Genomic DNA, 20,245 nt, shown 5'->3' with positions numbered 1-20,245 from the left:
ACGTTGGACTCCGACGACTTCCGGAGGCCTCTTGGCACGCACGCACATCATCGGAACCGGCTCCTATGCCCCCGCGCAGGTCCTGACCAACCAGGACCTGGAGCGCCTGGTCGACACGAGCGACGCGTGGATCCGCGAGCGCACCGGCATCCAGGAGCGCAGGCAGGCCGCCCCGGACGAGGCGACGAGCGACCTGGCGGTGCAGGCCTCGCGCAACGCGCTGGAGATGGCGGGCGTGGCCCCCGGCGACCTGGACCTCATCGTCGTAGGCACCGTCACCGCGGACATGCCCATGCCGTCGTGCGCCGCGCTGGTGCAGGCGAAGCTGGGGGCGAAGCGCGCCTTCGCCTTCGACGTGTCCGCCGCGTGCGCCGGAGGGCTGTACGCGCTGAGCGTGGCGGATCAGTTCGTGCGCTCGGGCCAGGTGAAGCGCGCGCTCGTCGTGGGCGCGGACCTGCTCACCCGCGCGGTGGACTGGACGGACCGCAACACCTGCGTCCTCTTCGGGGACGGCGCGGGCGCCCTGGTGCTGGGGGCGGAAGAGGGTGCGGAAGACGACGCCATGGCGCCGCGCGGCATCCTCTCCACCCACCTGCGCACCGACGGCGAGCTCGCGAACCTGCTCTGCATCCCCGCCGGCGGCTCCCGCACCCCCGTCACCGCGGACAACGTGGATGCAAATCTTCACAAGCTCAAGATGAACGGGAAGGAAGTGTTCCGCTTCGCGGTGCGCGCCCTGGTGGAATCCACGCAGGCGTCGTTGGGGGCCCACGGGCTGGCCACGACGCAGGTGGACCACGTCATCGCCCATCAGGCGAACCTGCGAATCCTGGAAGCCGTGATGGAGCGGCTGGAGATTCCAAAGGAAAAATGCTGGCTCAACCTCCACAAGTACGGCAACACGTCGTCCGCCTCGCTGCCCATGTCGCTGGATGAGGCGCAGCGCGCCGGCCGCCTCAAGCGCGGAGACGTCATCGCGATGATGGCCATTGGCGCGGGCATGGCGTGGGGCAGCGCGGTGGTGCGCTGGTAGGCAGGACGACACAAGGAAGGACCGCAACATGGCGAAGGTCGCGTTCGTGTTTCCCGGGCAGGGCAGTCAGGCCGTGGGGATGGGCAAGGACCTCTACGAGCAGTTCCCCGAAGCGCGGGCCGTCTTCGACGCCGTGGACGACGCGCTGCACGAGAAGCTCTCCACCACCTGCTTCGAGGGCCCGGAGGAGGCGCTGAAGCTCACCGCCACCACCCAGCCGGCCATCCTCACGGTGTCGGCCGCCGTGCACGCGGTGTTCCAGAAGCGGGGCCCTGTCCCCGCGTTCGTCGCGGGCCACTCGCTGGGCGAGTACTCCGCGCTGGTGGCCGCGGGCGCGATGGACCTCCAGGATGCGGCGCGGGCGGTGCGCGCGCGCGGCACGTTCATGCAGGAGGCGGTGCCCGTGGGCACGGGCGGCATGGCGGTGGTGCTGGGCCTCACCCCGGACGCGGTGAAGGCCGCCTGCGACGCCGCGGCGGAAGGACAGGTCGTCGCCCCCGCGAACTACAACTCGCCCGAGCAGACCGTCATCGCGGGCCACGCGGCCGCGGTGGAGCGCGCGGGCGCGAAGTGCAAGGAGGCCGGGGCCAAGCGCGTGATGCCGCTGCCCGTCTCCGCCCCGTTCCACTGCGCGCTGATGGACCCCGTGAAGCCCCGGCTGGCGGAGGTGCTGGCGGGCATGCGCATCCAGGCGCCGTCCGTGCCGGTGGTGAGCAACGTGGAGGCCAGGCCCAACGCGGACGCCTCGCGCGTGGTGCCGCTGCTGCTGGAGCAGGTGAGCGCGCCGGTGCGTTGGATTGAATGCGTGGAGTCGCTCAAGGCGAACGGCGTCACGCACGTGGTGGAGCTGGGACCGGGCAAGGTGCTGGGCGGTCTCATCAAGCGCATCACCAAGGACATCGAGTCGTTCAACGTCGAGAACGCCGCGACCCTGGAGAAGGTGCTCGCCGCGCTGGGGGCAGCATGAGCGAGGGCTTCAAGGACAAGGTGGTGCTGGTGACGGGCGGCTCGCGCGGCATCGGCCGGGCGTGCGCGCTGGCCTTCGCGAAGGCGGGCGCCTCCACCGTGGTCATCAGCTACGTGGGCAACGAGGCCGCCGCGCAGGAGACGGTGGGGCTGCTCCAGCAGGCGGGCGCCAAGGCGGAGGCCGTTCGCTTCGACCTGGCGGACACCGCCGCGTGCGCGGGCGCCATCGACGGCGTCGTCAAGGCGCACGGCCGGCTGGACGTGCTCGTGAACAACGCCGGCATGGCCATTGACGGCCTGGTCATGCGCGTCAAGGACGAGGACTGGGACCGGCAGCTGGACACCAACCTCCGGGGCGCCTTCGCGCTCATCCGCGCCGCCAGCCGGCCCATGATGAAGCAGCGGGCCGGTGCCATCATCAACATCACCTCGGTGGTGGGGGAGATGGGCAACCCGGGGCAGGCCGCCTACTCGGCCGCCAAGGCGGGGCTTATCGGCCTGACGAAGTCGGTCGCCAAGGAGCTGGCCAGCCGGAGCATCCGCGTCAACGCGGTTTCCCCGGGTTTCATCGGGACGGACATGACCTCCCACCTGGACGACGAGCTGCGCCAGAAGATGGTGGGCGGCATCGCGCTGGGCCGCCTGGGCAACCCGGAGGAGGTCGCCGGGGCCGTGTTGTTCCTCGCGAGTGATGCGGCGTCCTACATCACCGGCGAGGTCCTGAAGGTCAACGGCGGCATGTACATGTAAGCCAAGGTTGGATTGCCGCCGGGCGTGGGATATACCGCGCCCGCCTTGAAGACGACCCGCGAGACAAACGGCGGGTCCCATCTGGAGCTGGAGGGTTCTGCACGTATGTCCAACGCAACCGACGTGGAAACCAAGATCAAGTCCATCATCGCCGACCAGCTCGGTGTGGGTGAGGATGAGATCAAGCCTGAGTCGTCCTTCATCGAGGACCTGGGCGCGGACAGCCTCGACATCGTCGAGCTGGTGATGGCGATGGAGGAGGAGTTCGAGGTCGAGATCCCGGACGACGAGGCGGAGAACATCAAGACCGTCGGCGACGCCGTGAATTACGTGAAGACCCACAAGAAGTAGGCAGTCGCGACACCCGGGAGTGTCGGGGCCTCTGGGGGCGTCCTTCACCGGCGCTCCGCGCCCCATCGCGGTCAGCGGAGAAGAACAGTGTCAAACCGTCGAGTCGTCATCACCGGCACCGGCATCATTTCAGCGCTGGGCACCGGCACCGAGAAGAACTGGCAGGCGATGCTGGCCGGGCAGTCCGGCATCAGCACGATCACCCGTTTCGATCTGGGGAAGCTCGACGCGCGCATCGCGGGCGAGGTGAAGGACTTCCAGCCCGAGCAGTTCATCGACAGGCGCGAAGTGCGCCGGATGGACCTGTTCGCCCAGTACGCGATGGCCGCGGCCGACATGGCGGTGAAGGAGTCCGGCCTGCCCATCGGCCCGGACGCGCCCCATGGCTACCAGCCGGAGCGCGTGGGCGTCATCGTGGGCTCCGGCATCGGCGGCATCTCCTCGCTGGAGGAGCAGCACCGCAAGGGGCTGGAGAAGGGGTTTGACCGGCTGTCTCCCTTCTTCATCATCCAGATGATCGTCAACATGGCGCCTGGGCTCATCTCCATGCGCTACAACTGCAAGGGCCCCAACTGGGCCCCGGTGTCGGCGTGCGCCACCAGCGCACACGCCATCGGCGAGGCCTGGAAGTCCATCCGCCTGGGTGAGACGGACGCGGCCATCGCGGGCGGCGCGGAGGCGGCGATCACTCCGCTGGGCATGGGCGGCTTCTCCGTGATGAAGGCCCTGTCCACGCGCAACGACGACCCGGCGGGCGCCAGCCGTCCCTTCGACAAGGAGCGCGACGGCTTCGTGATGGGCGAGGGCGCGGGCATCGTGGTGCTGGAGGAGCTGGAGGCCGCGAAGAAGCGCGGCGCCAACATCCTGGCGGAGGTGGTGGGGTACGGCGCCAACTCGGACGCGTACCACGTCACCCAGCCGGCGCCGGAGGGCGAGGGCGCGGCGCGCTGCATGCGCCTGGCCCTGGCGTCCGCGGGCATGCGGCCGGACCAGGTGGGCTACGTCAACGCCCACGGCACGTCCACGCCGTTCAACGACGCCAACGAGACCAAGGCCCTCAAGGCCGTGTTCGGCGACCACGCGCGCAAGCTGGCGGTGTCGTCCACCAAGTCCATGACGGGCCACATGCTCGGCGCGGCGGGTGGCGCGGAGGCGGTGGTGAGCGTGCAGGTGCTCACGAAGAACGTGCTGCCGCCCACCATCAACATGACGTCGCCGGACCCCGACTGCGACCTGGACTACGTGCCCAACACGGCGCGCGAGGCCCGCGTCGACGCGGTGATGAGCAACTCGTTCGGCTTTGGCGGCACCAACGCGGTGCTGGTCTTCAAGCGCTTCAGCTGACGGCCTTCCGGCCCGCTGCTCCCTGAAAAGGAGCGGCGGGCAGGGGCCCTCCTTCCCGGCCCCGCCCTCAAGGCGCGGGCCCCGCCTTCCGGAGTCCGGCCGTGAAAGTCATCCTCGCCTCCGACCATGCGGGCATCGAGCTGCGCCAGGAGCTGGTGGCGCTCCTGAAGGAGCGCGGCACCGACTTCCAGGACCTGGGCCCGCAGACGCGCGAGTCCGTGGACTACCCGGACTTCGCCTCGCAGGTGGCCCGCGCGGTGGTGGCGGAGGCCGGCACGCTGGGCGTGCTGGTGTGCGGCACCGGCATCGGGATGAGCATCGTGGCCAACAAGCACCGGGGCGTCCGGGCGGCCTTGTGCACCACGGAGTTCGAGGCGCGGATGACCCGCGCGCACAACGACGCCAACGTGTTGTGCCTGGGCCAGCGCGTGGTGGGCGCGGGCGTGGCACGCGGCATCCTGGAGGCCTTCCTCTCCACCGCCTTCGAGGGCGGCCGCCACGAGAAGCGCGTCCAGAAGATTCGCGACGTCGAGGCCCAGCAGCGCTGACGGGCCTTGCAGGCGTCCCTTCGCAGTCCCCTTCGTTCGTACGCCAGGAGGCAACCCCCATGGAGAACACCCGCACGCTGTCCCAGGTGGATCCTGAAATCGCCCAGGTGCTCCGGCACGAGACGGAGCGTCAGGAAGAGGGGCTGGAGCTCATCGCCTCGGAGAACTTCGTCAGCCCGGCGGTGATGGAGGCGGTGGGCTCCGTCCTCACCAACAAGTACGCGGAAGGCTACCCCGGCAAGCGCTACTACGGCGGCTGCGAGGTGGTGGACGTCGCGGAGAACCTGGCCATCGCGCGCGCGAAGGAGCTGTTCGGCGCGGACGCGGTGAACGTGCAGGCGCACTCCGGCAGCCAGGCCAACATGGGCGCCTTCATGGCGCTGATGAAGCCGGGCGACACCATGCTGTCGCTGGACCTGAACTCCGGCGGCCACCTCACCCACGGCGCGTCATTCAACTTCTCCGGCAAGCTCTACAAGGTCGTCCACTACGGCCTGTCGCGCGACACGGAGACCATCGACTTCGCGCAGGTGGAGTCGCTGGCCCTGGAGCACAAGCCCAAGGTGCTGGTGGTGGGCGCGAGCGCGTATCCGCGCACGCTCGACTTCGCGAAGTTCCGGGAGATCGCCGACAAGGTGGGCGCCGCCATGCTGGTGGACATGGCCCACATCGCGGGCCTGGTGGCTGCGGGCGTGCACCCGTCGCCGGTGCCCTTCGCTGAAATCGTCACCACCACCACGCACAAGACGTTGCGCGGTCCGCGTGGCGGCATGGTGCTGTCGCGTGAGGCCTTCGCGAAGACCATCAACAGCCAGATCTTCCCGGGCATCCAGGGCGGCCCGCTGATGCACGCCATCGCGGGCAAGGCGGTGGCCTTCAAGGAAGCGCTGACGCCGGAGTTCAAGGCCTACCAGAAGCAGATCGTCGCCAACGCGCAGGCGCTGGCGGAGGCGCTGAAGTCCGCGGGCCTGCGGCTGTGCTCGGGCGGCACGGACAACCACCTGATGCTGGTGGACCTGCGCGCCAAGAAGCTCACCGGCAAGGTGGCCGAGGACGTGCTGGGCAAGGCGGGCATCACGGTCAACAAGAACATGATCCCCTTCGACCCGGAGAAGCCCACGACGACCTCCGGCGTCCGGGTGGGCACCCCGGCCATCACCACGCGCGGCATGCGCGAGGCGGAGATGGCGGTGGTGGGCCGGCTCATCGGACAGGCGCTGGACGCCGCGCAGGACGACGCGGCGCTCGCGCGGGTCAAGGGGCAGGTCAAGGAGCTGGCGCAGGGCTTCCCGCTGTACGCCTCGCGGTTGAAGTAGCCCGCCCGTGCGCTGCCCCTTCTGCCAGGACCCGGAGAACAAGGTCATCGACTCGCGCGAGTCGCACGAGGGCTCCGTCATCCGGCGGCGCCGCGAGTGCCTGGCCTGCAAGCGCCGCTTCACCACGTACGAGCGGGTGGAGGAGCTCTACCCGCTCATCGTGAAGAAGGACGGCCGGCGCGAGGCCTTCGACCGCGAGAAGATGCTCAACGGCCTGAAGAAGGCGTGTGAGAAGCGCCCGGTGTCCGCCGCGCAGCTGGAGGCGACGGTGGAGGACATCGAGCGGATGCTCCAGGGGATGGGGGAGAAGGAGGTCCCTTCCTCATCCATTGGCGAGCACGTGATGAAGCGGTTACAGCAGCTGGACGAGGTGGCGTACGTGCGCTTCGCGTCCGTGTACCGCAGCTTCCGGGACATCTCCGAGTTCATGCACGAGCTGAAGGACCTGCTCGAGGACCAGGAGCGTGAGCGCAAGGCGAAGCCGCCTGTGACTCCGCCCAAGGACGGTTAGGAAGGGCGGTATGCGCTTGCTCACGCGGTCACGGTTGCAGGCGGTGAAGACGCCCCGCTCCAAGCGCGCGGCGGACTTCGACCACGCGGTGGCCGAGTTCTTCATGCGCATCGCGCTGGAGGAGGCCGCCAAGGGGCTGGGCCGCACCAGCCCCAACCCCGTCGTGGGGGCGGTGCTGGTGAAGGGCGGGCGCATCATCGCGCGCGGCCACCACAAGAAGGCGGGCACGGCGCACGCGGAAGTCGTCGCGCTGGAGGCCGCGGGCTCCAAGGCGCGCGGCGCGGACCTCTACACGACGCTGGAGCCGTGCGACCACTACGGGCGCACCCCGCCGTGCAGCCTCGCGGTGCTGGAGGCCGGCGTGCGGCGCGTGTTCAGCGCGTCGTCGGACCCCAACCCGCTCGTCAGCGGCAAGGGCCTCAACCGGCTCAAGCGCGGCGGCGTGGCGGTGGTGACGCACGTCCTCAAGGACGAGGCGGACGCGCTCAACCGGCCCTTCTTCAAGATGATGCGCACGGGCCTGCCGTGGGTGACGCTCAAGGCCGCGGTGACGCTGGACGGGAAGATCGCGGCTCCTTCCGGCGACTCGAAGTGGGTGACGGGTGAGGCGTCGCGCGCGTGGGTGCATCGGCTGCGCGACCAGGTGGACGCCATCCTCGTGGGCGCCAACACCGTGCGCATGGACGACCCGCAGCTCACGACGCGGCTGCCCGGCGGCGGGGGCAAGGACCCCGTGCGCGTGGTGGTGGACTCGCACCTCAAGCTGTCGCCCGGCCACACCGTCTTCAACCTGCGCAGCCCCGCGCGCACCGTGGTGGCCACACTGGAGGACCCGGAGGGCCGGCGCGCCCGGCGCTTCCTGGCCCAGGGCGTGGAGGTGTGGAACGTGCGCGCGAAGCAGGACCGCGTGGACCTCAAGGCCGTCCTGAAGCGTGTGAAGAAGGAGGGGCTCAACCACGTGCTCGTGGAGGGCGGCGCGGGCCTGTACGGCACGCTGCTGCGCGAGCACCTGGCGGATGCGCTCGCCCTGTTCCTCGCCCCCAAGCTGGTGGGCGCGGGGGGCCTGTCATGGGCGGGCGAGCTGGGCGTGAAGGACATGGCCCACGCCCTGGCCGTGAAGGACCTGACGATGGAGAAGGTGGGGGACGACGTCCTCCTGCGCGCCCTGCTCTGACAGGCCAGCGTCCCGCCGGGGCTTTCGTTATAAGTCCCGGTCATGTTCACCGGCCTCATCCAGGACACTGGCACCATCACCCGCGTCACCTCCGGCGCGATGACCGACTTCTGGATTCGCACCTCGCTGGGCGCGGAAGCCTTCGCCCTGGGCGAATCCATCGCCGTGGACGGCGCGTGCCTCACGGTGGTGGAGAAGGGCGGGGACACCTTCCGCGTGCAGGCGGCCCCGGAGACGCTGCGGCGTACCACCCTGGGGGCCCGGCGGACGGGCGACAAGGTGAACCTGGAGCGGGCGCTCGCCCTGGGAGACCGGCTGGGCGGGCACCTGGTGTCGGGCCACGTGGACGCCGTCAGCGAGGTGCTGGAGACGTTCGCGGAGGGCGGGTCGTGGGTGATGGTGTTCCGGCTGCCCCCGGAGCTGGCGCCCTGCTTCATCGAGAAGGGCTCCGTCACCATCGACGGCATCAGCCTCACGGTGAACGCGGTGGATGCCAGCACCTTCCGGGTGCAGCTGATTCCGGAGACGCAGCAGCGCACCACGCTCCACGGCAAGGGCCCCGGGGCCCAGGTGAACCTGGAGGGCGACCTGATTGGGAAGTACGTGGCCCGGCTGTATGCCCTCCGGGGCGCCCCGGAGGCCGCCGCCCAGGGAGCGGGCCTGACGGAGGCGGTGGTGCGGGCGGCGGGTTTCACCCCTCGCGGGTAGGGGCGCAGGTGGTGTAAGGAGCGCGCCATGCCTCGCTATTTCGAAGGGGATTTCCTCCCCCCCCAGGGCCGGTTCGCCATCTGCGTGTCCCGGTTCAACAGCTTCATCACGGAGGAGCTCTTGAAGGGCGCCGTGGACACCCTGGTGCGCCATGGCGTGAAGGACGACGCCATCGACGTGTACCGCTGCCCCGGCACCTATGAGCTGCCGGGCCTCACCCGCCGCGTGTCGGAGAGCGGCCAGTACGCGGGCATCATCGTCCTGGGCGCGGTGATTCGCGGCGGCACCCCCCACTTCGACTACGTGGCCGGCGAGTGCGCCAAGGGCATTGGTTCGGTGGCGTTCAGCGCCGCGGCCGGCCCGAACCCGGCGTCGGTGACGTTCGGCGTCCTGACGTGCGATACCGTGGAGCAGGCCATCGACCGGGCGGGCGTGAAGGCGGGCAACAAGGGCGCTGAGGCCGCGGTGGCCTGCATCGAGATGGTCAACCTCTTCGCTCGCATGCCGGGCGCTGAGCGAAAGGGATAACCGCGATGGGCGCGCGCAGAACGGCACGGGAGCGGGCGCTGCAGGCGCTCTACCAGTTGGAGATGGCCCAGGGCGCCACCACGCGGGAGGCCCTGGACTCCGCCTGGGCCGCCTCCGCGGAGGACGGCAAGCCGGAGCCGGACGCGGTGAAGTTCGCCAAGGAGCTGGTGGAGGGCGTGGAGGCGAACCGCGAGGAGATCGACGCGCTCATCGAACGCCACAGCCACAACTGGCGCCTGGACCGCATGTCCCGCATCGACCGGAACGTGCTCCGCCTGGGCATCTTCGAGCTGAAGTACCGCCCGGACATCCCCCGCAAGGTGACCATCAACGAGGCGGTGGAGCTGGGGAAGAACTTCGGCACCGAGGAGTCGAGCGCCTTCGTCAACGGCCTCTTGGACCGCGTCGCGGTGGCGCTCGGGAAGCCGTGAGCCAGACGCAGACCCTGGACGTGGGCCTGGAGGGCCTGGACGCGCTGAACGGGGTGGACGCCCTCTGCCTCTTCGTGGCCGAGGACGACCGCCCCCTGCCGTCCTCCGCCGGCTACGTGGACTGGCGGCTGTGCGGCGCCCTGTCCCGCGTACTCCAGGGCGGCTTCTTCACCGGCGTGAAGGACGACTGGCTCCTCTTGCCGTCGGACGGGAAGCTGACCGTGCCGCGCATCTTCGTGGTGGGGCTGGGGTCCCGGAAGCGCCTGGACGCGGCCTCGCTGGGGGAGGCCCTGGCGGGCGCGGCGAAGGTGTTGAGCCGCGCGAAGGTGGAGGCGGTGGCCCTGGAGGTCCCCCAGGGGGCCTCCCTGAGCGACGCGGCCCGCGCGGAGGCGTACCAGCGGCAGTTCCTGCCCGCGTTCAAGGGGGGACGGGTGTCCCTCCTCGCGGACAAGGGGCTTGTCGGGTCGCTGTCATCCAGGAAGGGCTGACGCTCGGCGGCCGGGCGGGGCTTCTGCTAGCATCCGGGCCCTGAGGCGCGCGCGATGAAGTTCAAGGTGTTGATCGTCGAGGACTCCAAGGTGTCGCGCGAGCACATCGCCGCGACCGTGGAGGCCGTGGACGGCGTCGAGGCCGTCACCACCGCCAGCGGCTTCGAGGCGCTGAAGCTGCTGCCCCGCCAGCGGTTCGACCTCATCATCACCGACATCAACATGCCCGACATCAACGGGCTGGAACTCATCAACTTCGTCAAGAAGAACCCCAACTACCGGGACGTGCCGCTCATCATCGTCACCACCGAGGGGCGTGAGCAGGACCGCTCGCGGGGCATGGCGCTGGGCGCGGCCGGCTACCTGGTGAAGCCGTTCCAGCCGGAGGACCTGGAGGCGCTCCTGCGGCGCTTCCTGAAGCCGCTGTGACGCCCGGAGGCAAGGCGCTGGCGGAGTTCGTCGCCGAGGCCACCGAAATCCTGGATGCACTGGGCCGCGACCTGCTGGCGCTGGATGAGGCGCGCGGCCAGGAGGCGGACCCGGAGCACATCAACGGCATCTTCCGCGCGGCGCACTCGCTCAAGGGTCTGTCCGGCCTCTTCGGCCAGGAGCGCATCAGCCACCTGGCGCACGCGGCGGAGGACCTGCTGGACCGGCTGCGGCTGGGCCGGCTGACACTGGACGACGGGGTCCTGGACACGCTGGTGGACGCGCTGGACACCTTCCAGGCGCTGCTCGGGGAGGCGTCCCGGAGCGAGGAGGGACAGGAGCTCACCCAGCGCACCCGGGCCATGGAGGACCGGATGGCGCGGCTGGGCTCGCCCCCGCCCGCCGTGGAAGAGGATCCGCTGGAGCGGCTGGAGCTGGACGCGACGGTGCGCGCCGTCTTCACCGAGTACGAGGAGCACCGGCTGCGCGAGAACGTGCGGCGCGGGGTGGCCCTGTGGCGGGTGCGCGCGGCGTTCGACCTCACGGACTTCGACCAGGGCCTCGCGGACCTGAACGCGCGCCTCAAGCCCCTGGGCGAGGTCATCAGCACGCTGCCCTCGTCGCGGCCGGGCGGCGCCAACGGCATCGCGTTCGACCTCATCTTCGGCGCGAAGGTCGGCGCGCGGGCGCTGGAGGACGGCCTTCGGGGCACGCCCGCGGAGCTGGCCCCGCTGTCCGTGCGCCAGCCGGGGGAAGGGTCGACGGGCCCTGCGTTCGACGTGCCTCCGGCTCCCAGCCATGAAGAGGCGGACGCGGAAGCACTGCTCGCGGACACCGACGAGGTGGAGCCCGACGAGGACTCCGAGCCGTCCGTGACCTCCACCAGCCTCGCGACCGTGCCGGTGGTTCCGGGGGGAAGCCCTCCGCGCATGCGGGCGGTGTCGCCGCCGCCCACGGTCGTGGGGCTCCAGGCCGCCGCGTCCGCGCCCATCCCCGCGGGCCGTCCCAAGGCGGAAGAGACGTCCCTGCGCTCGCTCACGCAGACGGTGCGCGTGGACATCGGCCGGCTGGACGGGCTCATCAACATGGTGGGCGAGCTGCTGCTCATCAAGGCGAACCTCCAGCGGCTCGCGGAGACGTCCCGGCAGGATGGGACGGTCGCGCTGTCCAAGCTCTTCGGCCAGGAACTGTCGCGTGAGACGCGGCAGCTGGAGCGCAAGCTGGAGGCGCTCCAGGAGGGCCTGCTCGAAGCGCGCATGGTCCCGGTGGGCCAGGTCTTCGACAAGCTGGCGCGGCTGGTGCGCAAGATTGCCCGCGAGGCCGGCAAGGAGATCGACTTCGTCAGCTCCGGCGGCGAGGTTGAGCTGGACAAGCTCATCGTCGAGGAGCTCAGCGACCCGCTGATGCACCTCATCCGCAACGCCATCGACCATGGCGCGGAGGGGCCGGAGGCGCGCCTTGGCGCGGGCAAGCCCCGGCGCGCGGTGGTGCGGCTGCGCGCGGAGCAGAAGGGCAACCACGTCGTCATCAGCGTGTCCGACGACGGCTCCGGCATCGACGAGGTGCGCGTGCGCGAGGTGGCGCTCGCGCGCGGGCTCGTCACCCCGTCGCAGGTGAGCGAGATGACGCGGCGCGAGCTGCTCAACCTCATCTTCCTGCCGGGCTTCTCCACGCGCTCCAGCGTCAGCTCCCTCTCCGGACGGGGCGTGGGCCTGGACGTGGTGAAGAACAACCTGGGCAACCTCTCCGGCATCATCGACGTGTGGAGCGAGCGCGGGAAGGGCACGGCCTTCCACCTGACGCTGCCGGTGACGCTGGCCATCGTGCGCGCGCTGGTGGTGGGCGTCAGCGGCCGCACGTACGCCGTGCCGCTCAACAGCGTGCTGGAGATCCTCTCCGTGCAGCCGCGAGACATCCGCACCGTGGAGCGTCGCGAGGTGCTGGACCTGCGCGGCCAGACGCTGCCCTTCCTGCGGCTGGGGCGCCTGTTCCACCTGCCGGAGCGCGAGGTGAACCGCCACTTCGTCGTCGTGGTGGGCCTGGCGCAGCAGCGGCTGGGCATCGCGGTGGACGAGCTGTTCGGCCAGCAGGACATCGTCACCAAGCCCCTGGGCGGCCGCCTGAGCCGCGTGAAGGGCATCTCCGGCGCCACCGACCTGGGCAACCGGCGCACCGTCCTGGTGCTGGATGTCGCGGAACTCCTGGAAGAAGGCATCGCGCAGGAGCGGCGCCGCGCTTGAGGCGCCCGCGCCGGGGGCTGCTATCCTCCCCGCCGTGCATCGTTTCGAAGCCCTGCTCGACGCGTTCTTCTACCGCCCGGACGAGGACGTCGGTGGCCTGCTGGACTTCGCCGCGGGCAGTGACGACCTGGCGCCGCCGCTTCTGGTGGAAGAGCCCGTCGAGTACCTCGCCTTCCGCCTGGAATCCGAGTGCTACGCGGTTCCCATCCTCGCGGTGAGGGAGATCTGCAAGGTGCCGCTGCTCACGGAGATTCCGCGCGCGGAGCCGCACCTCCTGGGCGTGATGAACCTGCGCGGGGAGCTTCTGCCCGTCTACGACGTGAAGATGCGGCTGCGGCTGGCGGAAGCGCCCCCGTTGGTGGCGGGGCCGGACGCGGGCCTGCCGCCCCGGGCCGCGCGCATCCTCGTGCTCAAGATGGACGACGGGCCCGCGGGCGTGTGGGTGGACTCGGTGGCGGGCGTGGTGCGGCTCAAGCCGTCCATGGTGGAGCTGTCGCCCGCGGGGCTGCGCGGGGAGCGCGACTGCGTGGCGGGGCTGGGGCGCAAGGGCTCGCAGCTCTACATCCTGTTGGATCCGGAGCAGGCGCTCGCCCCATGACGGACCCCGTGAACCTGCTGACCCGCCGCCCGCGCGGCGACGTGCCCGGCGACGCGCCGGTGGCCGACGCGGAGGTGCAGCTGTGCGCCTTCTTCGTGGGCAACGAGGAGTACGTGCTGGACATCATGCGCGTGGAGGAGATCCTCCCGCCCCAGCGCGTGATTCCCATTCCGCACGCGCCCGCCTTCGTGGAGGGCGTGCTGCACCTGCGCGGCGCGATGCTGCCGGTGGTGGACCTGCGGCGGCGCCTTTTGGGGCAGCCCGCGCAGGAGACGCGGCGCACGCGGATGCTCGTGTGCCGGCTGGGCGCGCGCCGCGTGGTGGCGCGGGTGGACCGCGTGGCGGAGGTGCTGCGAGTGCGCCGCGGCGACATCAAGCCCGCGCCGGCGCTCATGTCCGGGGGCCGCACGCCGTTCGTGGTGGGCGTGTGCGGACCGCCGGAGCGGCTGCGGCTGCTGCTGGACCTGAAGGCGCTCCTGCGCGCGGAGCTGGAGCGCGACGCGCGCCCGCCCTCCGGCGGCTGAGCGCGTCATTTTCGACGCGCGGACCACCGCTTTAGGAAGCGGCCTCATGCGAGACCTGAGCGGGCACCGGAAGTCGCTGGGGTTCTTCTACTTGTTCGTCCACGCGTTGATGCTGCTGGCCACGGGGGCGATGGCGTACCTCACGGCCGCCCTGGGCTTCGTCGCCGCCGCCGGGAGGTCCGCCCCCCGGCTGCCGGCGTGGGAGAACCCTTGGGTCCTCGCGATGGCGGCCATCTTCGTCGTGCTCCTGGCGGCGTCCATCGCGGGGCTCGCCCTGGGCCTGGGGCTGGTGCGCGGCCGCCGTGTCTCCAAGGGGCTGGCCACGCTGCTCGCCCTCGTGGCGCTGCCCACCTTTCCGCTGGGCACGGCGCTGGGCGTCTACTCGCTCTGGTTCTTCTCGCAGGAGGGCTGGGACGCGGAGCCCTGGAGTCCCTGAAAGGGTGTGAAGGTGAACGTTCCAGGCCGTCGCCAGGTTGCCTCCCGGCGTGGGGAGCGGTGCGGACCAGGGCGCGACGGGGCCTCGCGGGGCGCGACTCCCTCCGCTGCTTCGAGCAGGATGCGGACACCCCGAGGAACGGACCCCCGAAGGAGGACGGCGGATGAGCGACACGGTGCGGTCCCTCGCGGGGCAGGAGGAGGCTCGGTACCGGGCGCTGCAGGCCGTGGATCCGCGCGCGCCCGGGGCCCTGGAGACCTTCACCACCGGACTGCACGACGAGAGCTGGCGCGTGCGCCACGCGGCGGCGGAGGGCCTGCGCCGCGTGCCGGACGCGAAGGGCGTCACCGCGCGGCTCATCTCCGTCCTGGGGGAGCGCGGAGAGACGGGCGCACGCAACGCGGCGGCCGAGGCGCTGGCGGGCATGGGGCCCGTGGCGATGCCGCCGCTGGTGCACCTGCTGGAGCACGAGGATCCGGATCAGCGCAAGCTGGCGGCGGACATCCTGGGAGCGCTGGGGCACCCCGAGGTGGAGGACGCACTCCTGCGCGCGCTCTCCGACGACGACCTCAACGTGCGGGTGGCGGCCGCGGAGGCGCTGGGCCGGATGGGCGGGGACGCCGCGGCGCGGGCGCTGGAAGGGCTGCTGGACACGCCCACGCCCCTGTTGCGGCTGGCCGCGCTGGAGGGCCTCGCGTCGCTCAAGCGCGCGCCCCCGCTGGAGCGGGTGATGGCGCTGGTGGAGGACCCGGGGTTGCAACGCAGCGCCCTGCGGCTCCTGGGCCTGTACTCCCCGGGCGTGGCCACGGAGCGCATCTGCCGGGCCCTGGCCTCGCCGGTGCGTTCGGTGCGCGAGGCGGCCCTCGTCGCGCTGGGGACGCAGGCCCGCGGGCTGGGCCCCTACGAGCGCGGTGAGCTGGACGCGGTGGCGCGCTCGGTGCTGGGCGGCATCCCGGGCGTGACGGAGCGCGTGGCGCAGGCGCTGGACGGCGAGGACGTCCAGGTGCGGGCTGGCGCGCTGGTGGCCGCCGGGGCGTTGGGAGAGGCGTCGCTCGCGGTGCCGGTGGCGGAGGTCGCGCGCGAGGACCGGCTCCTGCGCGAGGTGCTCTTCACGCTGGGCCAGCTGGGCGCGGACGGACGGCGCCTCCTGCTCGGGAGCATGGGCATGCTGTCACTGCCCGCGCGCACGGTGGCGGCCGAGGCGCTGGTGCTGCTGGTGGACGCGACGTCGGTGCCGGAGCTGTGCGCGCTGCTGGAGTGGGCCGAGGACGACCTGCGCGCGGTGGTGGTGCGGGCGCTGGGGCGCACGCGCTCGCCGGCGGCCGTGGCGCCGCTGGTGGAGCTGCTCGCGGACCCTTCGCTGTCGGGCATCGCGGCGCGGGCGCTGGAGCAGTTGACCGTGACGCATCCGCTGGAGGCGCTGACCGCGCTGGAGGTGGCGGTGGAGCAGCGCTCGACGCCCGCGGCGGTGGCGGTGCTGGGCCGGCTGGGCGGCGCGCGGGTGCTGCCCGTGCTGCGGCGGATGGCTCGCGATGAGGAGGCCTCCTGGCGCGCGGCGGCGGTGGAGGCGGCGGGCCACGCGGACGGCGAAGCGGGCCTGGAGCTGGCGCGCGGCGCGCTGGCGGACGAGTCCCCCAGGGTGCGCATCGCCGCGGTGCGCTCCCTGGGGCAGCAGGGCGGCAAGGAGGCCGCGACGTTCCTGGGGCTCGCGCTGAAGGACGAGGACCGCGGCGTGCGCGTGGCCGCGGTGGAGGCGGTGGGCGCGGCGGGCGCGAAGGAGCGCTCGCCCGACCTGGAGTCGCTGGTGCGCCACGGCGACGGCGCGCTCGCGATGCTGGCGGTGCGGGCCCTGACGAAGCTGGGGACAGTGGGGGCGGGCGTGCTGTGGGACGCGCTCAGCCACCCCGACGCGGAGGTGGTGAAGGCGGCGCTGGCGGCGCTGGCGTCGGCGGAGGCCTCGGCGGATGGCGCGGCGCTGGCGGTGTCGCTCCTGGGCCATCCGCGCTGGGACGTGCGGGTGGCGGCGGCGCGCGTGCTGGGCGGCCTGGGGCGGCCGGAGTGTCTCCTCGCGCTGGAGCAGGCGCTGTCGGTGGAGCGGGACGGACTGGCCCGGGTGGCGCTGGCGGACGCGGTGGCCCGGCTGTCGGGGCGGTGAGGGGAGGACTCGGATGCCACGCTTCGACGAGGGCCGCCCGGAGATGACGCTGGAGGAGTTCCGGCTGCTGCGCGACCACGTCTACGCGCACTGCGGAATCCTCATCCACGAGAACATGAAGTTCGTGATGGAGCGCCGCCTGTGGCCCCGGCTGGAGGCGCTGGGCATCCAGGACTTCGGCTCCTACCACCGCTACCTGCGTTACGACGCCCTCCGCAACGCGGAGCTGGAAGCGGCGGTGGAGTCCCTCACCACGCACGAGACGTACTTCTTCCGCGAACCCGCGCAGCTCAAGGCCTTCTGCGAGGAGCTGCTCCCCATCCTGGAGAAGCGCAACGCGCACACGCGGCGGCTGCGGCTGTGGTCTGCGGGGTGTTCCTCCGGCGAGGAGGCGTACACACTGGCCATGCTGCTGAAGGACAGCGGCCGCTTCAACGACTGGGACGTGGAGGTCATCGGCACGGACCTGTCGCGCCGCGTGCTGGCCGTGGCCCGCCGCGCGGAGTACGGCCCCAGCGCGCTGCGCGCGACGCCGCCCGACCTGCTGGAGCGCTACTTCATCCCCGTGGGCGTCAACCGCGTGCGCGTGCGCGACGACGTGAAGGCGTGGGTGAGCTTCGGCCACCACAACCTGGCGGACGTGGCGGGCAGCCAGCTGGTGCCGCGCACGGACGTCGTCTTCTGCCGCAACGTGATGATCTACTTCGACCTGGCCGCGCGCCGCCGCGTGCTGGGCGTCATCCGCGACCGGCTCTGTCCCGGCGGCTACCTGCTGCTGGGCCACGCGGAGAACCTGCTCAGCCTGGGCGCGGACTTCGAGCTGGTGCACCTGAAGGGCGACCTCGTGTACCGCCGGCCCGAGCTTCCGGGCGGGGAGGGCCGCTGATGTCACCCCCGCTCACGGTGCTCGTCATCGACGACTCGGCCACCAACCGCCGCACGCTCACCACGCTGCTGGAGTCCGCCTCCGACGTGATGGTGCTGGACTGGGCGCAGGACGGCGAGGAGGGGCTCAAGAAGGTCCTGGACCTCAAGCCGGACGTGGTGACGCTGGACCTGGAGATGCCCCGGCTGGGCGGCCACACCTTCCTGCGGCTGCTCATGCGCGCGTCGCCCACGCCCGTCATCGTCATCTCCAGCTACGCGCACCAGTCGGACGTGTTCAAGGCGCTGGAGCTGGGCGCGTTCGACTTCATCGCCAAGCCGCCCAACAGCACGCCCGCGGCGCTGGAGAGGCTGCGGCGCGAGCTGCTCGACAAGGTGCACGCGGCCCGCCACGTGAAGTCGGGCGGACGCCACGGGGCCGCGCTGCGCAGCTCCGTGCTTTCGGGGGAGGTGCCGCAGGTCATCGCCGTGGGCGCGTCCACGGGCGGGCCTCCCGCGGTGCAGCGGCTGCTGGAGGGGCTGGCCTCCGAGCCGACCGTGAGCGTGTTGGTGGGCCAGCACATGCCGTCGCAGTTCACCCGCGCCTTCGCGGAGCGCCTGGACCGCATCGGCCCCTTCACCGTGACGGAGGCGTGCGAGGGCGACGTGGTGACGCCGGGCCACGTCTACATCGCGCCGGGCGGGCGGCACCTGCTGCTGTCGGACCGGACCGGACGCCTGGAGCTGCGCACGCCGTCGCCCGTACCCTCGGACAAATACGCACCTTCCGTGGACCGGCTCTTCGAGAGCGCGGCGGAGGTGCTGGGCCCTCGCGCGGTGGCGGTGGTGCTGACGGGCATGGGCGCGGACGGGGCGCAGGGCGTGCGTGCGGTCCGCCGCGAGGGCGGCGAGACGTGGGCGGAGTCCGAGAACACGGCCGTGGTGTACGGCATGCCCAAGGAGGCCATCGCCACCGGGGCGGTGACCCGGGTGCTGCCGCTGGACGACATCGGTTCGGAGCTGGCCGCGCTGGTGCGCCGACGCAAGCAGTCCCCCGGGCAGTGAATCGCCGGGTGCATGACAGCCGCCGCACAAACCCGGGACGCGCGGCGCGCCGGTGCTAGGCTGAGGACCATGTCGCAGCAGATCCGCGCGCTGGTGGTGGATGACTCGCAGGCCATGCGCCGCAGCATCATGTACGCGCTCCAGCGCCTGACGGATGTGGTCTGCATCGAGGCGCAGGACGGCGTGGAGGGGCTGAAGAAGCTCGCCACGCAGGGGCGCTTCGACCTGGTGATGACGGACATCAACATGCCGTTGATGGACGGGCTGAAGCTCATCCACCACATCCGCCAGACGGAAGACCACCGGGCCGTGCCCATCGTCGTCGTGACGACCGAGGGCGCGACCGCGGACCGCGAGCGCGCCATGGCGCTGGGGGCCACGGCCTACCTCGTGAAGCCCGTGCAGGCGCGCGTGGTGCTGGACACCGTGAAGGAACTCCTGAAGCTCGGCTGAGCTTCGACAAAGGAGGCCCAAGGGCACGCATGGAACCGGCGTTGGACGTCGAGGAGTTGGAGAAGACGTACGGCGCGGTGCGGGCGGTGCGCGGGCTGACCTTCCAGGTGGCTCCTGGCGAGGTGCTGGGCCTGGTGGGGCCCAACGGTGCGGGCAAGACGTCCACGCTGCGGTGCCTGGCCGGCATCCTCCCGCCGTCCGTGGGGCGCGTGCGGGTGGCGGGGCATGATCTGGCGGTGGCGCCGGTGGAGGCGAAGCGCCAGCTGGCGTTCCTGCCGGACGAGCCGCGCTTCTTCGAGTACCTCACCGTCTGGGAGCACCTGAACTTCACCGCGCGCCTCTACGGCGTGGAGGACTGGGAGGAGCGGGGCCGCGCGCTGCTGGAGGAGATGGAGCTCACCGGCCGCGAGAAGTCACTGCCGGGCGAGCTGTCGCGAGGCATGAAGCAGAAGCTGTCCATCGCGTGCGGCTTCCTGCACCAGCCCCGGCTCATCCTCCTGGACGAACCGCTGACGGGGTTGGATCCGCTGGGCATCCGCCGGATGAAGGCCTCGCTGCGCCGCCGCTCGGAAGAGGGCACGGCGCTGGTGCTGTCGTCGCACCTGCTCCCGCTGGTGGAGGAGCTGTGCCACCGGCTGCTCGTCATCGCCGGAGGGCGCGCGGTGGCGCTGGGCTCACTGCCGGAGATCAGCGAGCAGATGGCGGGCGGGGCAGGGGACAGCGCGTCGCTGGAGGAGCTGTTCGTGCGCATCACCAGCGCGGCGTCGGAGGAGGCAGCAGCGCGGGGGAACGAACCGGCGTGAGCTTCCCGAGCGCGGTGGCGTTCCTCTGGGTGAGGACGTGGCGCAACCGGGTGGTGCGCCAGGTGCAGCGGCTGAAGCGCCCGCGCTACCTCCTGGGCGCGGCGGTGGGGCTCGCGTACCTGTACTCGCTGGTGGGCCGCAGTGTCTTCGTCCAGGGCACGGGCCGCGCGGTGTCTCCCAACGCGAGGCTGTTCGCGGAGTTCTCGCTGGAGGTGTCGGTGCTGGCCACGCTGGTGACGGCGTGGGTGCTGGGCACGGACCGGCCGGCGCTGACCTTCACGCAGACGGAGGTGCAGACCTTCTTCTCCGCGCCCGTCACGCGCCAGGCGCTGCTGCACTACAAGCTGCTGCGCGGCCTCCTGAGCGCGATGCTCGCGGCGCTGGCGGCGACCCTCTTCGTGGGGCGCTTCACCAGCCCCCGGCCGGAGCTCTTCTTCCTGGGCGCGGCGCTGGCCATGGGGACGCTCTATCTGCACGGCACCGCGGCCTCCTTCGTGCGCGCGTGGCTCGTGTCGCGAGGACGCTGGGGC

General features: G+C 71.5%; 23 protein-coding genes and 1 pseudogene. All 24 read left to right on the top strand.

The features are described from left to right. Positions 1-31 precede the first annotated feature (31 nt). A complete protein-coding gene (locus tag D7W79_RS11130) occupies positions 32-1,033 on the top strand; it encodes a beta-ketoacyl-ACP synthase III (RefSeq protein ID WP_120525340.1) in 1,002 nt (333 codons plus the stop codon). A 28-nt stretch (positions 1,034-1,061) separates the two neighbouring features. Then, positions 1,062-2,000: an ACP S-malonyltransferase gene (gene fabD / locus D7W79_RS11125; RefSeq protein WP_120525339.1), complete on the top strand. Its 939-nt coding sequence runs from the start codon at positions 1,062-1,064 to the stop codon at positions 1,998-2,000. Further along, positions 1,997-2,749 (top strand): 3-oxoacyl-[acyl-carrier-protein] reductase, encoded by a 753-nt coding sequence (gene fabG, locus D7W79_RS11120; RefSeq protein WP_120525338.1) that lies wholly within the window; start codon positions 1,997-1,999, stop codon positions 2,747-2,749. Before fabD ends, fabG begins: the two co-directional genes overlap by 4 nt. 105 nt (positions 2,750-2,854) lie before the next feature. Beyond that, entirely contained in the window at positions 2,855-3,100 is a 246-nt protein-coding gene (acpP, locus tag D7W79_RS11115; RefSeq protein WP_120525337.1) for an acyl carrier protein, read from the top strand. A gap of 87 nt (positions 3,101-3,187) precedes the next feature. Continuing rightward, positions 3,188-4,444 carry a beta-ketoacyl-ACP synthase II gene (gene fabF, locus D7W79_RS11110; protein ID WP_120525336.1) on the top strand — a complete coding sequence of 419 codons (1,257 nt, stop codon included), beginning with the start codon at positions 3,188-3,190 and terminating at the stop codon, positions 4,442-4,444. 101 nt (positions 4,445-4,545) lie between these two features. Continuing rightward, a complete protein-coding gene (gene rpiB, locus D7W79_RS11105) occupies positions 4,546-4,992 on the top strand; it encodes a ribose 5-phosphate isomerase B (protein WP_120525335.1) in 447 nt (148 codons plus the stop codon). 59 nt (positions 4,993-5,051) lie between these two features. Next, positions 5,052-6,308: a serine hydroxymethyltransferase gene (gene glyA / locus D7W79_RS11100; protein ID WP_120525334.1), complete on the top strand. Its 1,257-nt coding sequence runs from the start codon at positions 5,052-5,054 to the stop codon at positions 6,306-6,308. Between the two features lie 7 nt (positions 6,309-6,315). Beyond that, positions 6,316-6,819, top strand: coding sequence for a transcriptional regulator NrdR (nrdR, locus tag D7W79_RS11095; protein WP_120525333.1), 504 nt, complete (start codon positions 6,316-6,318; stop codon positions 6,817-6,819). 10 nt (positions 6,820-6,829) lie between these two features. Continuing rightward, on the top strand, positions 6,830-7,993 hold the full coding sequence (gene ribD / locus D7W79_RS11090; RefSeq protein ID WP_120525332.1) for a bifunctional diaminohydroxyphosphoribosylaminopyrimidine deaminase/5-amino-6-(5-phosphoribosylamino)uracil reductase RibD: 1,164 nt from the start codon (positions 6,830-6,832) through the stop codon (positions 7,991-7,993). Positions 7,994-8,035: 42 nt separating this feature from the next. Continuing rightward, positions 8,036-8,701: a riboflavin synthase gene (locus tag D7W79_RS11085; protein WP_120525331.1), complete on the top strand. Its 666-nt coding sequence runs from the start codon at positions 8,036-8,038 to the stop codon at positions 8,699-8,701. A gap of 27 nt (positions 8,702-8,728) precedes the next feature. Further along, complete coding sequence (ribH, locus tag D7W79_RS11080) at positions 8,729-9,229, top strand: 6,7-dimethyl-8-ribityllumazine synthase (RefSeq protein WP_120525330.1); 501 nt, start codon at positions 8,729-8,731, stop codon at positions 9,227-9,229. 5 nt (positions 9,230-9,234) lie between these two features. Then, positions 9,235-9,660 (top strand): transcription antitermination factor NusB, encoded by a 426-nt coding sequence (gene nusB / locus D7W79_RS11075; protein WP_120525329.1) that lies wholly within the window; start codon positions 9,235-9,237, stop codon positions 9,658-9,660. Further along, positions 9,657-10,148, top strand: coding sequence for a M17 family peptidase N-terminal domain-containing protein (locus tag D7W79_RS11070; protein WP_120525328.1), 492 nt, complete (start codon positions 9,657-9,659; stop codon positions 10,146-10,148). Before nusB ends, D7W79_RS11070 begins: the two co-directional genes overlap by 4 nt. A gap of 54 nt (positions 10,149-10,202) precedes the next feature. Next, positions 10,203-10,577: a response regulator gene (locus D7W79_RS11065; RefSeq protein WP_120525327.1), complete on the top strand. Its 375-nt coding sequence runs from the start codon at positions 10,203-10,205 to the stop codon at positions 10,575-10,577. Next, positions 10,574-12,817, top strand: a complete 2,244-nt coding sequence (locus D7W79_RS11060; protein WP_120525326.1) for a chemotaxis protein CheA — start codon at positions 10,574-10,576, stop codon at positions 12,815-12,817. The genes D7W79_RS11065 and D7W79_RS11060 overlap by 4 nt, the downstream gene beginning before the upstream one ends. Before the next feature lie 34 nt (positions 12,818-12,851). Next, positions 12,852-13,415 carry a chemotaxis protein CheW gene (locus tag D7W79_RS11055; protein ID WP_120525325.1) on the top strand — a complete coding sequence of 188 codons (564 nt, stop codon included), beginning with the start codon at positions 12,852-12,854 and terminating at the stop codon, positions 13,413-13,415. After that, positions 13,412-13,939, top strand: coding sequence for a chemotaxis protein CheW (locus tag D7W79_RS11050; RefSeq protein WP_120525324.1), 528 nt, complete (start codon positions 13,412-13,414; stop codon positions 13,937-13,939). The genes D7W79_RS11055 and D7W79_RS11050 overlap by 4 nt, the downstream gene beginning before the upstream one ends. Positions 13,940-13,985: 46 nt before the next feature. Continuing rightward, positions 13,986-14,375, top strand: a complete 390-nt coding sequence (locus tag D7W79_RS11045; RefSeq protein ID WP_120525323.1) for a hypothetical protein — start codon at positions 13,986-13,988, stop codon at positions 14,373-14,375. Positions 14,376-14,538: 163 nt separating this feature from the next. Then, a complete protein-coding gene (locus D7W79_RS11040; protein WP_120525322.1) occupies positions 14,539-16,530 on the top strand; it encodes a HEAT repeat domain-containing protein in 1,992 nt (663 codons plus the stop codon). 13 nt (positions 16,531-16,543) lie between these two features. Next, positions 16,544-17,416 carry a CheR family methyltransferase gene (locus D7W79_RS11035; protein ID WP_171435277.1) on the top strand — a complete coding sequence of 291 codons (873 nt, stop codon included), beginning with the start codon at positions 16,544-16,546 and terminating at the stop codon, positions 17,414-17,416. Further along, positions 17,416-18,459 carry a chemotaxis-specific protein-glutamate methyltransferase CheB gene (gene cheB, locus D7W79_RS11030; RefSeq protein ID WP_120525321.1) on the top strand — a complete coding sequence of 348 codons (1,044 nt, stop codon included), beginning with the start codon at positions 17,416-17,418 and terminating at the stop codon, positions 18,457-18,459. The genes D7W79_RS11035 and cheB overlap by 1 nt, the downstream gene beginning before the upstream one ends. 69 nt (positions 18,460-18,528) lie before the next feature. After that, positions 18,529-18,912 carry a response regulator gene (locus D7W79_RS11025; RefSeq protein ID WP_120525320.1) on the top strand — a complete coding sequence of 128 codons (384 nt, stop codon included), beginning with the start codon at positions 18,529-18,531 and terminating at the stop codon, positions 18,910-18,912. A 29-nt stretch (positions 18,913-18,941) separates the two neighbouring features. Further along, positions 18,942-19,715 (top strand): ABC transporter ATP-binding protein, encoded by a 774-nt coding sequence (locus D7W79_RS11020; RefSeq protein WP_120525319.1) that lies wholly within the window; start codon positions 18,942-18,944, stop codon positions 19,713-19,715. Next, positions 19,712-20,245, top strand: a pseudogene (locus D7W79_RS11015) (putative ABC exporter domain-containing protein); the annotation flags it as partial. The gene D7W79_RS11020 and the pseudogene D7W79_RS11015, both read left to right, overlap by 4 nt.

Source organism: Corallococcus exercitus, from assembly GCF_003611585.1.
GTDB classification, from domain to species: domain Bacteria; phylum Myxococcota; class Myxococcia; order Myxococcales; family Myxococcaceae; genus Corallococcus; species Corallococcus exercitus.
Note: the sequence above shows the minus strand (reverse complement) of the source record. Positions and strands in the feature narration are given on the sequence as shown.

Excerpts from the sequence above, each read along its gene's own strand:
- ribD (WP_120525332.1), top strand. The coding sequence starts at position 6,830 with ATGCGCTTGCTCACGCGGTCACGGTTGCAGGCGGTGAAGACGCCCCGC.
- D7W79_RS11025 (WP_120525320.1), top strand. The coding sequence starts at position 18,529 with ATGTCGCAGCAGATCCGCGCGCTGGTGGTGGATGACTCGCAGGCCATG.
- fabG (WP_120525338.1), top strand. The coding sequence starts at position 1,997 with ATGAGCGAGGGCTTCAAGGACAAGGTGGTGCTGGTGACGGGCGGCTCG.
- D7W79_RS11040 (WP_120525322.1), top strand. The coding sequence starts at position 14,539 with ATGAGCGACACGGTGCGGTCCCTCGCGGGGCAGGAGGAGGCTCGGTAC.
- D7W79_RS11020 (WP_120525319.1), top strand. The coding sequence starts at position 18,942 with ATGGAACCGGCGTTGGACGTCGAGGAGTTGGAGAAGACGTACGGCGCG.
- D7W79_RS11065 (WP_120525327.1), top strand. The coding sequence starts at position 10,203 with ATGAAGTTCAAGGTGTTGATCGTCGAGGACTCCAAGGTGTCGCGCGAG.
- glyA (WP_120525334.1), top strand. The coding sequence starts at position 5,052 with ATGGAGAACACCCGCACGCTGTCCCAGGTGGATCCTGAAATCGCCCAG.
- acpP (WP_120525337.1), top strand. The coding sequence starts at position 2,855 with ATGTCCAACGCAACCGACGTGGAAACCAAGATCAAGTCCATCATCGCC.
- D7W79_RS11035 (WP_171435277.1), top strand. The coding sequence starts at position 16,544 with ATGCCACGCTTCGACGAGGGCCGCCCGGAGATGACGCTGGAGGAGTTC.
- D7W79_RS11085 (WP_120525331.1), top strand. The coding sequence starts at position 8,036 with ATGTTCACCGGCCTCATCCAGGACACTGGCACCATCACCCGCGTCACC.
- D7W79_RS11045 (WP_120525323.1), top strand. The coding sequence starts at position 13,986 with ATGCGAGACCTGAGCGGGCACCGGAAGTCGCTGGGGTTCTTCTACTTG.
- ribH (WP_120525330.1), top strand. The coding sequence starts at position 8,729 with ATGCCTCGCTATTTCGAAGGGGATTTCCTCCCCCCCCAGGGCCGGTTC.
- fabD (WP_120525339.1), top strand. The coding sequence starts at position 1,062 with ATGGCGAAGGTCGCGTTCGTGTTTCCCGGGCAGGGCAGTCAGGCCGTG.
- cheB (WP_120525321.1), top strand. The coding sequence starts at position 17,416 with ATGTCACCCCCGCTCACGGTGCTCGTCATCGACGACTCGGCCACCAAC.
- nusB (WP_120525329.1), top strand. The coding sequence starts at position 9,235 with ATGGGCGCGCGCAGAACGGCACGGGAGCGGGCGCTGCAGGCGCTCTAC.
- D7W79_RS11050 (WP_120525324.1), top strand. The coding sequence starts at position 13,412 with ATGACGGACCCCGTGAACCTGCTGACCCGCCGCCCGCGCGGCGACGTG.